This window comes from Pseudomonas sp. Hz4 (assembly GCF_054898165.1).
The window spans coordinates 878,212-894,741 of the sequence record NZ_CM142719.1; the positions used below are offsets into that span (position 1 = coordinate 878,212).

Here is a 16,530-nt window from a genome sequence, read left to right on the forward strand (position 1 = left end):
TCGATTACTGGGTGTGGGCGTGCATCTGCATGTCTTCCGGCGGCTTCTTCTGCACCGCAACTTCGACCGTCACGTCACCGGATTTTTCGAAATGCATCGTCAGTGGGAAACGCTTGCCGTCGCTCAGCAGGCTGCGATCTTTCAGCTCCAGCAGCATCACGTGGTAGGCCATAGGCGCAAAAGTGACGTTGCCACCGGCAGGGATTTCGACGCTCGGCACCTGCTGCATTTTCATCAGGTCGTTTTGCATGACGTGCTCATGCAGTTGAGCAATGCCTGCAATCGGCGAGTCGACGCTGAGCAGGCGGTCAGAGGTTTTGCCTGTGTTCTGAATGACAAAATAGGCCGCTACGGTTGGCGCGTTGGGCGGCAACTCTTGCGACCACGGATGAGCGATTTCCAGCTCCCCGGCCTTGTACTCGTGGGCATTGGCAAAGCAGGCAGGCAACAGCAACGCGGCCAGAACGATGAGTTTGTTCAACATGGCAGTTCTCCAGAACGATTCAAAACGCAGGTCAATTGCGAGAAGGAATCACACCAGAGGGGAAGCTCGGGGGTTGAGGCTTGGCCATTGCTGGCGCGGTGTCGGTGTATCGAGAGAGGCGGTGGGCAGGCTTCGATTGGCATCGAATTGAGCGAAATACAGCTGCGGCACATGCCCGGGCAACGCCACCAACGGCGCGGAACCTGAGCAGCACCCGCAATGCTGCATGTTGGAATGATCGTCGTTCTGCGGGGATTTCTGCTCGATCTCGCCCAAGGAAATCGCCACCATTTTCGTGCCGCTGGACGAACAGAAACTGCCCCACAACAACTGCTCGACAGGCGATTTCGCTGTCTGCCCCATCGCTCCGGACATCGGCATGGCGAGCATGTTGAACAGCACTGCGAAGCAGGCGATCCAGGCAAATGCGAGCCGTTGTCGGGACATGGGACAAATCCGGTTGGGTGGGCGATCAGGCGCGGCTATTTAGCCTGATCGGGGCCGATAAGTAAAAAAGCGGCGTGCGGTGTGGTGTCGCAGCGCGATTAGAGTGCGCTGGCGTGCAAGCGCAGGCCCAAAGCTTTCACAACCTTCATGATAGTCGCGAATTCCGGATTGCCAGTGCTGCCCAATGCCTTGTACAGACTTTCACGACCCAGGCCAGCATCACGGGCAATCTGTGTCATGCCCTTTGCTCGGGCTATGTCGTTAAGGGCCGCACGTATGAGCACTCCGTCGCCAGCATCTTCTTCGAAACAGGCGTCCAGGTAAGCGGCCATTTCTTCTGGTGTTTTTAGAAATTCGGCGGCATCGAAACGGGTGAATTGTTCGGCCATGATTTACTCCTCATTACCGATGTTTTGCGCCATTTGAATGGCGCGTTTGATGTCTCGTTTTTGAGTCGACTTGTTTGTTTGGATCAGAGGACTCGGACTATAGGATTGAAGCCATAGAGGTGGATAGCCGGCTCCGTCCGAGAGTGTTGCCGGCAAAGTCGCAAGGTTATGCAAGTCTCAGGAATCGTCTGACACCGGCAGGGCTTTCAGCACTTCACTCACCGACCCGAACTCCCGATCAACCCCCGGCAACACTGGCCGCTGCAAAACAATCACCGGCACCCCACGCTCCTGTGCCACTTGCAGTTTCGGCTCGGTCGCGGTGCTACCGCTGTTCTTGCTGATCAGTACATCAATCTGCCGACGCTCAAACAACTCACGTTCATCCTCGATCAGAAACGGCCCACGCGCGCCGATGACTTCGCAGCGCTCATTGCCCGGGTAAACGTCCAGTGCACGCAAGGTCCAGAACTGCTCTGGCGGGATTTCATGCAAGTGCAGCAACGGTTCGCGGCCGAGGGTGAACAGCGGTCGGCGAAAGGGTTTCAGTGCTTCGATCAGTTCGGCCCAATCGCTGACATCCCGCCAGTCATCGCCGGCCTGTGGTTGCCAGGCAGGACGCCGCAACGCCCAGCACGCAATGCCGCTCAACTGTGCGGCGGTGGCGGCGTTCTGGCTGATGTGTGCGGCGTAGGGGTGGGTTGCGTCCAGCAGCAGATCGATCCCTTCAGCGCGGATGAACTGCGCCAGACCTTCGGGCCCGCCGTAGCCGCCAACGCGAACCTGACAGGTCAAATCGGTTGGCACGCGACCAACACCGGCCAGGCTATAAATGTGTTCCGGCCCCAAGGTACGAGCGATGGCCAAGGCTTCTGTCACGCCACCGAGCAACAACACGCGCTTCATTGAAAAGCTCCCGCATGGCCGACAACCCCGCCTTGGCGATCGATGGCAAACACTTCGACCTGAACCTGCGCCGGCACCACGCTGCGAGCAAAGTCCAAGGCGTGTTGACACACCGCATCACCCAGGGCAATCCCCGCAGCGCTGGCCATTGCCAACGCTTGCTGGCTGGTGTTGGCCTCGCGAATCGCTGATTGCAGCGCCTCATCTGCCCCGACCGCAGCCGCCCACTCAGCCAGTTGCGGCAGGTCGATGCTCGAATGCCGACTGTGCAAATCCATGTGCCCAGCCGCCAGTTTGCTGATCTTGCCGAAGCCGCCGCACAGGCTGAGTTTATCCACCGGTACTTTGCGCAGGTGTTTGAGCACGGCGCCGACGAAGTCGCCCATTTCGATCAGGGCGATTTCCGGCAAGTCGTAGACCCGGCGCATGGTGTCTTCGCTGGCATTGCCGGTGCACGCGGCGATGTGCAAGTAACCGTTGGTTTTGGCGACGTCGATGCCTTGATGGATCGAGGCAATGTACGCCGCACAGGAAAACGGCCGGACGATGCCGCTGGTGCCGAGGATCGACAAGCCGCCAAGAATCCCCAGTCGCGGGTTCATGGTTTTCAGCGCCAGGGCTTCGCCGTCCTCGACGTTTACGGTGACCTCGAAGCCGCCCCGGTAATCCAGCTCCTCGGCCAGCAGCGTCAAGTGATCGGTGATCATCTTGCGTGGCACTGGGTTGATCGCCGGCTCGCCGACGCCCAGCACCAGCCCCGGCCGGGTGACGGTGCCCACGCCGCGACCGGCGCTGAAGCGCACGCCCGGCTCGCAGTGCAGACGCACTTGGGAAAAGAGCAGGGCGCCGTGGGTCACGTCCGGATCGTCGCCTGCGTCCTTGATCGTTCCGGCTTCGGCGCCGTCGTCCCTCAACCGACAGAACTCCAGGCGCATTTGCACCCGTTTGCCTTTGGGCAGAATGATCTCTACGGCGTCCGCTTCCACGCCACTGAGCAACAGACGAGCCGCCGCAAAGCTGGTGGCGGTGGCGCAGCTGCCGGTGGTCAGGCCACTGCGCAGCGGTGCGGGTTGTTCGGCGGTTTCGTCACGCATCGAAAGGCTTCGTCACTTCCAGCAGGGTAATCGGCAACGCCTGACGCCACGTATCGAAGTCGCCCAACGGTTGCGCCTGAGCGATATGAATGCGCGTCAGCTCGCCGCCGTACTGCTCGCGCCAGGCCATCAAGGTCATTTCACTTTGCAACGTGACCGCGTTGGCGACCAGTCGGCCGCCGGGTTTGAGTTCAGCCCAGCACGTGTCGAGCACGTCCTCGCGGGTGACGCCGCCACCGATGAAAATCGCGTCCGGACGCTCGAGCCCGACCAAGGCCTGCGGCGCACTGCCGCGAATCAATTGCAGGCCGGGAACGCCGAGAGCATCGCGGTTGTGTTCGATCAACAACTGCCGCCCTTCATCGGCTTCGATGGCCAGCGCCCGGCAACTCGGGTGAGCGCGCATCCATTCGATGCCGATCGAGCCGCTGCCGGCGCCGACGTCCCACAGCAGTTCGCCGGGAACCGGGGCGAGACGCGCGAGCGTGATGGCGCGCACATCGCGTTTGGTCAGCTGGCCATCGTGTTTGAAGGCTGAGTCCGGCAGGCCGGCCAGTCGGGAGAGGCGCTGCGTGTCGGGTTCAGCGATGCACTCGATGGCGGTCAGGTTCAGATTGGCGATCAGAGGATCGTTCCAGTCATTGGCGACACCTTCGATGCGTCGTTCGGCTGCACCGCCCAAATGTTCCAGCACAGTGAGGCGACTCGCCCCGAAACCGCGTTCACGCAGCAGCGTCGCGATCGCGGCCGGGCTCTTGCCGTCGTTGCTCAACACCAGCAAGCGAACTCCGCTGAATAGCTGTGCGTTGAGTGCGGCGATGGGCCGCGCAACCACCGAAAGCGTGACCACCTCCTGCAACGGCCAGCCCATTCGCGCCGCCGCCAGCGAGCAAGAGGAGGGCGCCGGCAGTACCCGCATTTCATCGCCGGATACCTGCCGGGCCAGGCTGGCGCCTACACCAAAGAACATCGGATCGCCGCTGGCCAACACGCAGACCGGTTCGCCGCGCAGCGCCAATACCCGTTCAAGGGAGAATGGGCTGGGCCACAACTGCCGCTCGCCACGGATGCACGCCGGCAGCAAATCCAGTTGCCGCTGACCGCCAATGATCCGCGAAGCGTGCAGCAGAGCGTGCCGGGCGTTTTTGCCCAAGCCCTTGAAGCCGTCTTCACCGATTCCCACTACTGTCAGCCAGGGTGACATCTGCAGTCCTCAAAAAAAGTCCTCAAACGGACTGTTCCGACGGGCAGGCTTTTCATGCCGTCGAACAAAGCAGGCATAATACCGCGCCTTCGCCCGCGAAGCGCCTTTCCCACACTGCCGGTCGCCCCCTTGAACGAACGCCCGATGTCTACTGCCTTACGCCCCTCGGCCTGTCCGGGGTTGCTGCGTATCGTCCAGGCGCTGGACGGCGGTATCTGCCGGATCAAGTTGAATGGCGGTTCGATCAGTGCGGCTCAGGCCGACGCGGTGGCCAGTGCCGCTGAGCGGTTCGCTGGCGGCGTGATCGAGGCGACCAACCGCGCCAACCTGCAAATTCGCGGGATTGGCAGTGAACAGGGCGCCTTGATCGATGGCCTGATGGCGGCCGGGTTGGGCCCAAGCACCGCCGCTGGCGACGATGTGCGCAATCTGATGCTCAGCCCGAGTGCGGGAATCGATCAGCAGATGCTGTTCGACACGCGCCCGCTGGCCGAGCAGATCCTCGCCACGCTGCAAAGCCATGAACGCTTCCACGACCTCAGCGCCAAGTTCGCCGTGCAACTCGATGGTGGCGAAGGTTTGGCGATGCTTGAACATCCTCATGATCTTTGGTTGTGCGCCACTGAACGCGAGGGCGAGCTGGTTTTTGCATTCGGTCTGGCGGGGTGTCCCGTGGACTCGCCTGTGGGTGCGGTGACACTGGAGCAGGGCCACGCGCTGGTGGTCGCGGTGCTTGAGTTGTTTCTTGACCTGGCGCGTCCCGAGCAGACACGCATGCGGCATTTGCTCGCTGATTGTTCGCTCGACGGGTTTCTCGCTCGTCTGGCCGAACGTGTGCCGTTGATGCCCATCAAGGGTTGGCAGCGCAAGGTAAGTCCGAGTGTCTTGCACATCGGTGCTCATCCACAGCGTGAGGCCAAGCGCGTGTATATCGGCGCGGTGCCGCCGCTGGGTCGCCTCAATCGCGCGATGCTCAGAGGCGTCGCACAACTGGCACGTGACCAGGGTGACGGCAGCCTGCGTTTCACACCCTGGCAAAGCCTGTTGTTACCCGGTGTTCATGTCGACACTGCGGCTCAAGTTATCCACAGCCTCGAACAGCTCGGTCTGCGTTGCTCGGCCGACGATGCCTTGGCGCACCTGATCGCCTGCACCGGCTCGACGGGTTGCGGTAAAGGCCTGGCCGACACCAAAGGCGATGCCCGACAACTGGCGGCGTTGCTGCAACGTTACGGCCAAACACTGAACGTGCACCTGTCCGGCTGCCAGCGTTCCTGCGCGGCCGCACACAGTGCGCCGATAACCTTGCTGGCGGTTTCTCCCGGTCACTACGACCTCTATTTTCGCGACGCAGCGCAGCCGGGTTTCGGCGCGCTGCACGCACACAACCTTACTATTGAAGCGGTCGCAGCCTTGCTCGACGCCCGCTCACGGAGCCCCCTTGATGCTTGATTACATCCGCGACGGTCAGGAGATCTATCGCAACTCCTTCGCGATCATTCGTGCCGAGGCCAACCTGGAGCATATTCCGGCCGATCTGGAAAAGCTCGCGGTCCGTGTGATCCACGCCTGCGGCATGGTCGACGCCATCGACGGCTTGCAATTTTCCGAAGGCGCGGGCAAGGCCGGGCGTGATGCGCTGGCCGCCGGTGCGCCGATTCTGTGCGACGCGCGGATGGTCAGCGAAGGTGTGACCCGTGCGCGTTTGCCCGCCAACAACCCAGTGATTTGCACCCTGCGCGACGACAGCGTTCCGGAACTGGCCCGGGAGTTGGGCAACACCCGTTCCGCTGCTGCGCTGGAACTATGGCGTCCGCATCTGGAAGGCAGCGTGGTGGTGATCGGCAACGCGCCGACCGCACTGTTTTATCTGTTGGAAATGCTCGATGCCGGCGCGCCGAAACCGGCACTGATTCTCGGCTTCCCGGTGGGCTTCGTCGGCGCCGCCGAATCCAAGGCAATGCTCGCGGCGGACAGTCGCGGTGTGCCCTTCGTCATCATGCAAGGCCGGCTGGGCGGCAGCGCCATGGCCGCCGCCGCCGTCAATGCCCTCGCTACGGAGATCGAATGATGCAGCAACCAGGACGTTTGATCGGTCTTGGCGTCGGCCCCGGTGATCCGGAACTGATTACCGTCAAAGCCCTGCGCCTGCTGCGCGAATCGCCGGTGGTGGCGTACTTCGTCGCCAAGGGCAAAAAAGGCAACGCCTTCGGCATCATCGAGGCGCATTTGCAGGACGCGCAAACGCTGCTGCCGCTGGTGTATCCGGTGACCACCGAAGCGTTGCCGGCGCCGCTGTCGTATGAACAAGTGATCAGCGATTTCTACGATGCAGCCGGCGAGGCGCTTGCCGCGCACCTGGACGCTGGCCGTGACGTGGCGGTGATCTGCGAAGGCGATCCGTTCTTCTATGGCTCCTACATGTACCTGCATGATCGTCTGGCCGAGCGCTATGACGCCGAAGTCGTGCCGGGTGTTTGCTCGATGCTCGGCGGTGCTTCGGTGCTGGGCGCGCCGCTGGTGTATCGCAATCAGAGCTTGTCGGTCCTGTCGGGTGTATTGCCCGCCGACGATCTCAAGCGTCGTCTGGCCGATGCCGATGCCGCCGTGATCATGAAGCTGGGGCGCAACTTTCCCAAGGTCCGTCAGGTGCTTGAAGAACTCGGGCTGGCGGAGCGTGCGCTGTACGTGGAGCGCGCGACCATGGCCAACCAGAAAATTGTCCCGCTGGATCAGGTCGAGCCGATGTCGTCGCCGTACTTCTCACTGATCATTGTTCCCGGTGAAAGGTGGCAAGGCTGATGGCCCGTCCAGTTCCCGCGATTGTCATTCTCGGCAATGGCAGCCTCGCGACCGCGCGCAAGATTGCGCAGCTATACCCTGGCGCATTGATTCATGGTCTGGCCGAACGGGTGGAAGGCGCGGACCGCGTCTATCGCGAGTTCGGCGCGACCCTGCGTGAGCTTTATCAACAGGGCACGCCGATTATCGCGCTGTGCGCGGCGGGTATCGTCATTCGCACGTTGGCGCCGCTGTTGCTGGAAAAAGGCGCCGAACCGCCAGTGCTGGCCGTGGCTGAGGACGGCAGCGCGGTGGTGCCGCTGCTCGGTGGCTTAGGCGGGGTGAACGTCATGGCACGGGAAATCGGCGCCGGGTTGCAAGTCGCGGCCGCGATCACCACCAGCGGCGAATTGCGTTTCGGCACCTGCCTGCTCAATCCGCCCAGCGGTTACGCACTCGGCGATCTGGAACAGGGCAAGCGCTTTGTCTCCGATCTGCTTGCCGGACACAGCGTGCGCATTGAGGGGGCCGCGCCGTGGCTGGATCAGGCGCAGTTGCCGGAAGATCCGCAGGCGCAGCGCTCGATTCTTGTCGGCAGCGCCGAGCGTGAGGCGAGCGCCAATGAATTGCTGATCTATCCTCGCAGCATCGCGGTGGTGGTGCGTGCCGAGGTGGCGGATCTGCCGGATACGATTCGCGCGGCGTTGCAGCAGGCGAAAGTGGCGGTGCAGTCGTTGGCCTGTCTCGTGGCGACTGAGGATGAGATGGCGAGTCCGGCATTGCGTGAGGCGGCGCTGGAGCTGGGTGTACCGTTGCGGTTTGTCACCTCCGTGAGCGACCTGGGCACGCTCGATATGACGATCATTGCGACGGCCCACGACATTACGATAGCCGTGGCCGAACAGCCGCTGGACGTCACGCAAATCGGCCGCCCGCGCGGACGGCTGGCGGTGATCGGGCTCGGCCCCGGCGCTGCCGAACTGATGGTGCCCGCGGTGAAAGCCGAACTGGCACGGGCCACCGACGTGCTCGGCTACGAAACCTACGTGCGCATGGCCGGGCCGTTCCGCGAAGATCAGGTGCTGCATTGCACCGACAACCGCGAAGAAATGCAGCGCGCCCGTCACGCCTTCGAACTGGCGGCGCAAGGCCGTTCGGTGATTGTGGTTTCGTCCGGTGACCCTGGCGTGTTCGCCATGGCGGCGGCGGTGCTGGAGGCGTTGCACGAATCGAGTGAGCCGAGTTGGCACAGCGTCGATCTGGAAATCCTGCCGGGTGTGTCCGCCTCGCTCGCCACCGCCGCCCAGGCCGGTGCGCCGCTGGGCCACGATTTCTGCGTGATGTCGCTGTCGGACAACCTCAAACCGTGGTCGATCATCGAGAAGCGTCTGGATCTGGCCGCTGAAGCCGATCTGGCGCTGGCCTTCTATAATCCGATTTCCCGTGCGCGGCCATGGCAACTGGGCCAGGCGTTGGAAATCATCGGCCGGCATCGCACACAGGAAACGGTGGTGGTGCTGGGCCGCGACATTGGCCGTCCTGGCCAGTCGCTACGGGTTACCACGCTCGGCGAACTGACCCCCGATCAGGTCGACATGCGCACTATGGTGTTGATTGGCTCGTCCACTACCTGCGTATTCCCTCGCGCCGAGGGTGGAAACTGGGTGTACACCCCGCGCTGGTATGGCGTTAAACCCGCCTCCTGAAATCGGGCGGCCCTTTGCAGGGCCGCTGCACTGGATCGGATCCCGTCGACTCTCGAATCTCTCTGATTCACCCTTTTGGCAGCCGTTTCCTACTGTTGTTGTGGGGTTGTTATTTGCCCACGTTTCAATTCTTATAATTGGACATACAAAGTGCATGCGTTGTCATGCGCGAAATATAAAGCGCTCGCACCCTGATGTCGTTGGGTTAAGTCATGTTTATGGTGTTGTAGTGTAATGGGTTGATATAGGTTTTTCCCTTGTTCTGACATTAATTGAATTCCTTGCGAGTTGATGGGTTGTGCAAGTTGACGTTATTTTTTGAATAACTAGTTTGCTCAATGAAAAAGGATATTCAATTGAAAAGTGCAGAAGCAGAGGGGCTGGTCGGTCGGGATTTTTCTAAATCTGTTGATAGAGCCAAGTTGGAGTTCGTCCTGACGCGCCAGTTAAATGCGGAATTTCAAGGCAAGGCGCTGCGTTACTACGAAGGTGCTGTCACGGCCTCCAGTTTGTCCGAACAGCTGACGGCGGTCAGTTTGCTCAAGGACGTTATCGAAACAATTCCACCGAATGCTTCGAAGGTCCAATTGCAACAACTTCGAGCAACTCTGGCGGATTACCATACTCGCTTGACCACCACCGTGGAGTTGTTGAGTACTGCCAAAGCCGTGCCAAAAAAACTGCACTTTGTCTGGGTTGGCGGAGGTATGGGTGCAATCCAGGGTGATTACATCAATGTCTGGAAGCAGAGGGTGGGGCCCGATGGGTACAGCCTTAATCTCTGGTACGACAGTGACGCGCTGCTGGCCCATGAAACCAATCGAATCATTGTCGAATCGGCCAAGGCCCTCGGGGCCATGTCTGTCCCTGAAGGGAAGGCAGATACCCCTGCTGCGCTGGCTGATCGTTATATCGAACGAGCGCGGGTGCTGCGTCAGCAGATGTTCGAACATATCCAACAGGTCACTGGCGCGGGTGGAAGTGCCGACCAAGCGCGAATCGATCTTTTGGTCAGAGCCTATGGCCAGGATGAACAGGCGCTCAAGGTACTCAAGTCACGCAATGTGCAGTCCCTGGAGGCTGTAGAACGCAACGGGATTTTGCTTCGCGACATCCGCACGCGGTTATCCGATCAACCGTTGTTTGATATTTATGAGCGCGAAATCTCCTTTCGCACCAATTTGGCAGCGGCGTCGGATATCACGCGTCTGCAGGTTGTGAATCTCGAAAGCGGTACCTACCTTGATGCGGATCTGCTGCCGTCCTTGCATAAAAAAATCGGTGGCGTGGATCTCACCGGTTTCGATGCCGAGGAGCGCATCGGCGTTATGCAGGTCTTGCTTGATCATAATCCGCAGATCCTTCCGAACCGCGGTTCACACTATGCAGATCTACGTCACAAGGTGCCTGAGCAGTACAACGAGGCGTTGCTAGCCTTCGCCAAAAAAGTATCTTCAGTGAGGGATATTTTTGCACCGTTCGGTGACGTCATGGTCTCTGAAGGCGGGCTGCGTGTCGGTAACAAGAACAGTCCTGATCTGGCGGCCAATTCAATCGTCCCCTTCAACGGTCTTTCCAATGCATTGTTGAGCGGCCACGCAGGCTCTGCAGCGATTGCCGGGGTCATGGAAAAGATCCGCAAGAACTACGCGTTCCGTGACCGTGTGCTGGAGCAGGCACAGACAGCTTACCTATCGCTTCAGGATCACCAGGCGTTTACCGATCTGATTATTGGCGAGTGGGAGAAGCAGCACGGGCCGATATCAGACTGGGAGGGAGACCTGCGTACACTCAATAGCTTTTTACCGGCAGTCGCTGGCTACGATGCCGACGGCATCAAGTTCGGCGCCCAATCGGCCATTGTCATGAGCGGCCCATCGGCGGTGTCGAGCGGACTGAGTGATTTCGTCATTCACCATGGAGTTGCGAGTGCCCGCCAACTAGTCAGTGACAGGGTCAATCTGTTTGACGGTTTCAATCTGGCAACCGAAGAGGAGACCCACCACAGCTGGAAAGACAACGCCAAGACGGAAACTGCATGGTTCGAACTTGAAACAAAAAAAATCGAGGACGGGGCCTATAACCTACGTTACAAGGGCAATGTAAATGAATTGCTTAAAGGTCAGACCCTTACTCTCGAAAAAGGCTGGCCCGTCATAGAAGGCCGGCCGGTGTTGATGACGGCTGTGCTGCAACAGTTGATGGATGATCTGGGCGAGCCCTTGATCCAGGCGATGCGAAGCAAGATCAGCGGCGAGATGGTACTCAACAAACCGTTGAGCCTCAGCTTCGACCAACGCCAGCAGATCCTCGCCCAACCTATCAGCGAACTCCCGCCGTCCCTCGGTGCAGAGCAGGCCGCGAACTTCAACGAGTTGTTCGCCCGTCTCCAACACGGTTCGCTTCCTATCGAACAATTGAGCCCGCTGCAGCGCGTTGTGCTGGGCGGTCTGTTCGGCGCCCAGAGCCTCGATGCCACGGGTTTTGCCAACGCCTGGCAAGACGCGCTCAGGCTGGCCCGGGAAACCGCTGAAGGCGGGGTGTTTGCCCGTTACGCGATGATCGAGAAAACCCTGCAGCAACACAAGGCTGCGGCATTCGAAGCAGGCCTTGCGCAGGGTGGCGTCCCCGGCCTGCAAACGGCGCGGGAGCTGAAGGCACTCGCGTTGACCGAACCCCTGAGCTTGAACCAGTGGGGGCGGCGTATCGCGCAAGTCAACGGCACCGCGCAGCGGGAATATCGCACGCAAATCCTCAAGCGTGCTGCGCAGGTTCGTGAACAGTTTTTTCAGGCCGGCGCCCTTTCCGCGCGGCAGTTGCCTCAGGATTTGCTGGCGCGCACACCGGGCGACCCGAGCCGGCGGTGCTACCCACTGACATTGCTCATGGCGGTGGCGCTGAGCAGGGGCGTGAGCGCCGAGCGAACGCTGGTCGGCCGGGTAGCCAGTGCCAGTCTGATGCCCGATGACGCCGATTCCCGGGTATTGATGCAGGCTCTGGATGAGTTGCTCGGCGTCGCCATGACCAACGCCGGAACGCCACTGGGAACCCACAGCCTGGAAAAGATTCTGCAGACGCTGCAAGCGAAAAGCACCACGAGCGTGCTGCTGCTTGATACCGGCAACCATGCGCTGCTCCTGGCGAAAGTCGTCGTCGGCGACAGCAGTTTCTATCGTTTCTTTGATCCCAATTTCGCCGTGTATGGATTTGACCAGGTGCAGTCGATGAAGGAGGGCATTGAGCGCTACCTGAGTCATGGCAACGCCGAATTGGCCAGGTTGTATGGCCTGTCTGCCACCCCGTCATTCAACGTCATCGAACTCAATCCTGCGGTCATTGCCGACAGGATCCTGCCATCCGAAGTGCAGGTGGGCAGCTTGCTGAATGACGGACCGGTTGCGTCTGGTCTAACCACCACGATATGGGAACGACAGACTGTTCAGCGCACGCGCTCGCTGTCGGAAAACGCCCGGATGGGGGCCAGCCTGGCGCAACTGGACGGACGTTACTGGGCGCGTGAATTCGACGAGGCGACCAGCCATTTACGCAGCGAACATGAACTGGGGCGTGAATTCTTGCCATTGCTGGAGACGGTTCAGGGCAGTCCGGAGACGGGTTATACGTTGACGATGGTGGACGCCCGCAATCCCTTGGATGCTGTCAAGGTCACCACCGCCGACTCGCGGTTTATCAAGTTAAAACAACATATTCGAAGTTTGCTGGAGAGGGTTGCGGGCAACAACACCGGCCCGGTGGAAGCCGACGGTGGCAGTCGCTTGAGTTTTGCCTTCGCCATCCAGACCCTGATCACCGAAATGCGCAACCGTGAGTATCAGGCCGGGGAGGGGCAAGTGCCGGCGCTGGCAGTCGCTCTTCAGGTGCAGGTCTATGTCAGTTATGCCCAGCTGGGCTATGGCGTGGTGAGTGATTCGGTGCAGATCATCAATCTGGTTCGTCAGGTCGCCGCCAGTGAGCAGGCCCTGGCGATACGCCAGTCGTCGCTGTCCGGGCGGCTGTTGGGCCGTGCGTCCACGGGGGTAGGAATCGGATTTTCCGTGGTGAACATTGGCTTCGACATCTATGGCCTGGCCGTAGCGAACAACCAGGAGCAACGTTCGCGGCTGGCCACGCAATTGGTGTTCGACGTGGCGGCGCTGGGGCTGGATGTCGTTGCACTGGCCGTGGGCGGAACCGTCGGCGCGGCAGCGGCCATTCTGTCGGTGCCGTTGCTGGGCGTGGGCATCGGTGTGACGGCCATCGCCAGCAACCTGGGGCAAATCAGCGACAAGGCCAGGGCCGTGGGCGAGCATTTGCGCACTATCGTGGACGCTTACGGAGTCGCCGCTTACACGAGCAAGGACGGGGTCTTGCGCTTCGAACCGGAGGCGGTCATCACTCATCTGGACATGCCGAAAAAACGCATTGGGTTCGATAGTCAGAAATTTTACCCGACGGTACGCGGAGGCCTGGAACTGCCGCAGCCCGACACGAATCCCAGGCAGTTGCACCGGGCCATCGACATTCGCCAAGCATTGGAGCTGCCAGACTTCGTCGCGCTGGATCCCGGGATTCCACCGATCCGGACAGTGGTATTGCCGTGTACGCCGATTTGTTACTACGGCTATGAGTACCAACTGGGGTCGGCAGGATTCGATTATGTGCCGAAGGAAGGCGAGTCCGACGTCGAGGCGTCAGACCTTCCTTCGGAAACCTGGTACCCGAGCCTGCACAACAGCACGGTGAGCAAGCTGGAATATGACGAGGAAGGTGAGCGTCGTTTTTACTTCTTTGCCAATACTCCGTTCCCGCACATCCTCTACAAGCTCAACCCGGTCTACAAACCGACGAAGATAGCCGTGATCCTGGACGCTCATGTCCGGCAATTGTTGGTGCCAGAGTTGCCGAGGGAATGGAAAAACTGCATTTCCTACGTAATCAGCGCTCACTCGGGCCTCTATCAACTCTGCCTGACTCCCGGGATCGTGGCGGTTGCCTTGAGGAACAGCACTTTCGGCGAGTCGGTCAGCTGGATGATTCGTGCACCATGGGTCAGTGAGAAACAGGTGACGTTGGAGAACACAATCCTGACCATCGACGGCGTCCAGGTCGAGGGTTTCGGAGTCTTGGAAGGGTTCCTCGAACTGGCGAACGGGGAGCTTTTCCGGTTCGACCAAGACCAGCAACATTGGGTGTTGCTGTCCGTCACACTGGACTCCGGAACGAACGAGACTGCACTGCCGACTGCGCTGGCCCGGATTCGCGAGCGGGCGCACGAGAAGCGGCTGGCTTCTGCGTATATACCGCTGCACAACTACGAGATCCCGTTCAACGACCGATCCGCACCGGTGTACACCACCGGATACTACGATGTGGCGCAGGATCGGGTGCTCTACGCACGCAATCTTCCGGCTGCCGTCAACGACGGGATCCTTCTGGGTGGCGTCAGCGGTCAACACGTCTGGTTCTATCATCCTGACCATCCGACCCTCTGGCGTGTCGATGCGACCACCGGAACGGTCAACCATCGCTATCGCCTGATGAACCCGCAAAGCGGTTCGACAATCAGCGGTTGCGAGCAGACCGCAGACGGGAAACTGCGCGTGGTGCAGAAAATGAAGAGGAAACGGACCTACGACTATACGTTGGAGTACCTGATCACCGATCAGTCCCTGACGTTCGTTGGCATCAATACCTGGGGAGCGTTCCGTCACGACCAATTTTTTGGCACCGACGTGGAGGACTGGAGGGATCCGATCGACGCCTTCGGACAGCCTCATTCCTATGCGGATGAGACGCCCGGTATGGCTGCATCGATTGCCAACTGGACGTCCGCTCAATTCATTTGCGGGCGTATGTATCTGTGGGAGGAGTTCCAGTATTCGGTCTGGATTCGTCTGCATGACAACCAGTATTTTCGCGATGGCATAGGACTCACTCAGAGAATCATGCTGATGTGGGATCAAGTCGATAATGACGCCATGCTTTTCTACGACAAGGAACGCAACGTTCTCTTCCGTGGATTTAGGGATTTGGACAGTCCTGACACTTTCCGTGACGAGATTATCGAGAGCGATGTTGAAGAGGTCTCATCCACTGCCGGCCGCTACATCGCCACCAAGGCCGATGGCCGGCTGTTCGAGATCGAGATGGACGGCGCATTGAAGTTTGTCGGCGTCGGCCAACGCTGGCTCGAGCAGCATCCAGACTGGCTCACGGCGTTACCTGTGTTGGTGAAAGAACATTCGGGTGGGCCGATTCCGATTATTGGCCTGGCCATCGGTTCCGACAGTACCTTCGTCGCGGCGTGGTGCATCGACGGACAGCTTCTGCTGGCGGACATCGGCCATGGCAAAGAGCTGGCGTTGCTCGGGCTGACCCCCGACAGGCAAGCGGGCTGGCTGCTCGATGTTGCAGCAGGGCAGATCTATCGCCAGAGGCTAATCGGGTTCGAAGCCGTTCGGCCGGCCTTTGCCAATGGCGCCCGCGTGCTGCATCCCAAGCACCTGCCGGTCGCGCAAAAAGTCTGGTCTGGCTGGTCGTTTGCCGAGGTGCTGACCGACGGGCAAGGGCTACGGGGGCGAACCCGTGAAGGCGTGAATCTGGAGTTGCTGGACAGCCGGCCTGCACGGATCGTGAGCGTGGAAAATCAATGGTCTTATGTTCACGGTGAGACGATTGATCAGTTGCAATCGCGTTTGAAAGCACTGATGTCGGGTAATGCCCATGCCTCGGTTCTGCCAGTCGAAAATTCTCTGAATCGCTACAAGTACTTTGTACCCGAGCTCAACCGTGTGTTCGATGTCTCCGGGCGAGCCGATGGACAGTGGGCGGTGTTCCTTGGAACCCGAAACGAATCGGTGCCGATGCTGTTCGACCCGGTGGACGGATTGATTTTCGACCGGGGTACGAAAAATGGCATCTGGTTGACGGGCAGTCATGCCCGCAGGGAGGGTGAAGTACTGGTGCTTGAGACGACCGCTGAGGTCACTGACCTGTTGTCTCTGGTTCCGGATGGCGTCGACAAATTGATTCTGGCCTTCGGTTCGCAGGTGCAGACCTATTGCGTGTCCGAGCAGACCTGGCAGCGGCTGGACTGCATTGTCATCGATAACCGGCCTCCCCGGGAGGATCAACCGGCGACCGTGTGTACGCTGGCCCTGGACATGGCCGACAACCAGCGTTTGTTGCTTTGTGTGGCTGAGGGGCATCTGGTGGTTACCGATCCGGACAACGCTCATAGCCTGATAGTGCGTGATGCGGATCCGCAGGATGGAGAATCAAGGATGCCATTGGAAGTCAGCATCAAGCTCCAGGGGCATGACCACAGATTTGGCCTTGAACGATTGCTGGAGATGTTGAAGGACATCCAGGGCGATGCGGGGTATGTCGTGTTGGGCGAAATGATCAAGAAAGCCGCAACCGTTCAATAGCCGGCACTTTCGGACGGCGGGTCTTTTTATCGTATTGATGCACTATCAAGCAAAAACAAACTTTTAAGTTTGCGTTTTAGTAATCATGT

11 protein-coding genes are annotated in these 16,530 nt (G+C 59.9%); 5 read left to right on the forward strand and 6 right to left on the reverse strand.

The genetic code is table 11. The features are described 5' to 3' along the window. Positions 1-4: 4 nt before the first annotated feature. From ACYZTR_RS03935 to cbiE, 6 genes are all read right to left on the reverse strand, one after another. Complete coding sequence (locus ACYZTR_RS03935) at positions 5-484, reverse strand: copper chaperone PCu(A)C (RefSeq protein ID WP_461976611.1); 480 nt, start codon at positions 482-484, stop codon at positions 5-7. 48 nt (positions 485-532) lie between these two features. Further along, a complete protein-coding gene (locus ACYZTR_RS03940; protein WP_461976613.1) occupies positions 533-931 on the reverse strand; it encodes a DUF2946 domain-containing protein in 399 nt (132 codons plus the stop codon). A gap of 98 nt (positions 932-1,029) precedes the next feature. Continuing rightward, positions 1,030-1,320 (reverse strand): addiction module antidote protein, encoded by a 291-nt coding sequence (locus tag ACYZTR_RS03945; protein ID WP_461976615.1) that lies wholly within the window; start codon positions 1,318-1,320, stop codon positions 1,030-1,032. Between the two features lie 177 nt (positions 1,321-1,497). Then, positions 1,498-2,226, reverse strand: a complete 729-nt coding sequence (locus tag ACYZTR_RS03950) for a cobalt-precorrin-6A reductase (protein WP_461976616.1) — start codon at positions 2,224-2,226, stop codon at positions 1,498-1,500. After that, positions 2,223-3,320 (reverse strand): cobalt-precorrin-5B (C(1))-methyltransferase, encoded by a 1,098-nt coding sequence (locus ACYZTR_RS03955; protein WP_461976618.1) that lies wholly within the window; start codon positions 3,318-3,320, stop codon positions 2,223-2,225. Before ACYZTR_RS03955 ends, ACYZTR_RS03950 begins: the two co-directional genes overlap by 4 nt. Beyond that, the gene (gene cbiE, locus ACYZTR_RS03960; RefSeq protein ID WP_461976620.1) at positions 3,313-4,524 is read right to left on the reverse strand and encodes a precorrin-6y C5,15-methyltransferase (decarboxylating) subunit CbiE; all 1,212 of its coding nucleotides are present in this window, start codon (positions 4,522-4,524) and stop codon (positions 3,313-3,315) included. Before cbiE ends, ACYZTR_RS03955 begins: the two co-directional genes overlap by 8 nt. A gap of 144 nt (positions 4,525-4,668) precedes the next feature. Here cbiE and cobG point away from each other — a divergent pair, with 144 nt between their 5' ends. The 5 genes from cobG (at position 4,669) to ACYZTR_RS03985 (ending at position 16,441) form a co-directional block, all read left to right on the forward strand. Then, positions 4,669-5,976, forward strand: a complete 1,308-nt coding sequence (cobG, locus tag ACYZTR_RS03965) for a precorrin-3B synthase (RefSeq protein ID WP_461976622.1) — start codon at positions 4,669-4,671, stop codon at positions 5,974-5,976. Beyond that, on the forward strand, positions 5,969-6,595 hold the full coding sequence (locus ACYZTR_RS03970; RefSeq protein WP_461976624.1) for a precorrin-8X methylmutase: 627 nt from the start codon (positions 5,969-5,971) through the stop codon (positions 6,593-6,595). Before cobG ends, ACYZTR_RS03970 begins: the two co-directional genes overlap by 8 nt. Further along, positions 6,595-7,326, forward strand: a complete 732-nt coding sequence (locus ACYZTR_RS03975; RefSeq protein WP_461979572.1) for a precorrin-2 C(20)-methyltransferase — start codon at positions 6,595-6,597, stop codon at positions 7,324-7,326. The genes ACYZTR_RS03970 and ACYZTR_RS03975 overlap by 1 nt, the downstream gene beginning before the upstream one ends. Continuing rightward, positions 7,326-9,011 (forward strand): precorrin-3B C(17)-methyltransferase, encoded by a 1,686-nt coding sequence (gene cobJ / locus ACYZTR_RS03980; protein WP_461976626.1) that lies wholly within the window; start codon positions 7,326-7,328, stop codon positions 9,009-9,011. Before ACYZTR_RS03975 ends, cobJ begins: the two co-directional genes overlap by 1 nt. A 356-nt stretch (positions 9,012-9,367) precedes the next feature. Beyond that, positions 9,368-16,441 (forward strand): TcdA/TcdB pore-forming domain-containing protein, encoded by a 7,074-nt coding sequence (locus tag ACYZTR_RS03985; protein ID WP_461976628.1) that lies wholly within the window; start codon positions 9,368-9,370, stop codon positions 16,439-16,441. Positions 16,442-16,530: the final 89 nt, after the last annotated feature.

What these genes read in the sequence shown, in the direction of transcription:
- ACYZTR_RS03935 (WP_461976611.1), bottom strand. Translation starts at nt 484, where the DNA reads ATGTTGAACAAACTCATCGTTCTGGCCGCGTTGCTGTTGCCTGCCTGC.
- ACYZTR_RS03940 (WP_461976613.1), bottom strand. Translation starts at nt 931, where the DNA reads ATGTCCCGACAACGGCTCGCATTTGCCTGGATCGCCTGCTTCGCAGTG.
- ACYZTR_RS03945 (WP_461976615.1), bottom strand. Translation starts at nt 1,320, where the DNA reads ATGGCCGAACAATTCACCCGTTTCGATGCCGCCGAATTTCTAAAAACA.
- ACYZTR_RS03950 (WP_461976616.1), bottom strand. Translation starts at nt 2,226, where the DNA reads ATGAAGCGCGTGTTGTTGCTCGGTGGCGTGACAGAAGCCTTGGCCATC.
- ACYZTR_RS03955 (WP_461976618.1), bottom strand. Translation starts at nt 3,320, where the DNA reads ATGCGTGACGAAACCGCCGAACAACCCGCACCGCTGCGCAGTGGCCTG.
- cbiE (WP_461976620.1), bottom strand. Translation starts at nt 4,524, where the DNA reads ATGTCACCCTGGCTGACAGTAGTGGGAATCGGTGAAGACGGCTTCAAG.
- cobG (WP_461976622.1), top strand. Translation starts at nt 4,669, where the DNA reads ATGTCTACTGCCTTACGCCCCTCGGCCTGTCCGGGGTTGCTGCGTATC.
- ACYZTR_RS03970 (WP_461976624.1), top strand. Translation starts at nt 5,969, where the DNA reads ATGCTTGATTACATCCGCGACGGTCAGGAGATCTATCGCAACTCCTTC.
- ACYZTR_RS03975 (WP_461979572.1), top strand. Translation starts at nt 6,595, where the DNA reads ATGCAGCAACCAGGACGTTTGATCGGTCTTGGCGTCGGCCCCGGTGAT.
- cobJ (WP_461976626.1), top strand. Translation starts at nt 7,326, where the DNA reads ATGGCCCGTCCAGTTCCCGCGATTGTCATTCTCGGCAATGGCAGCCTC.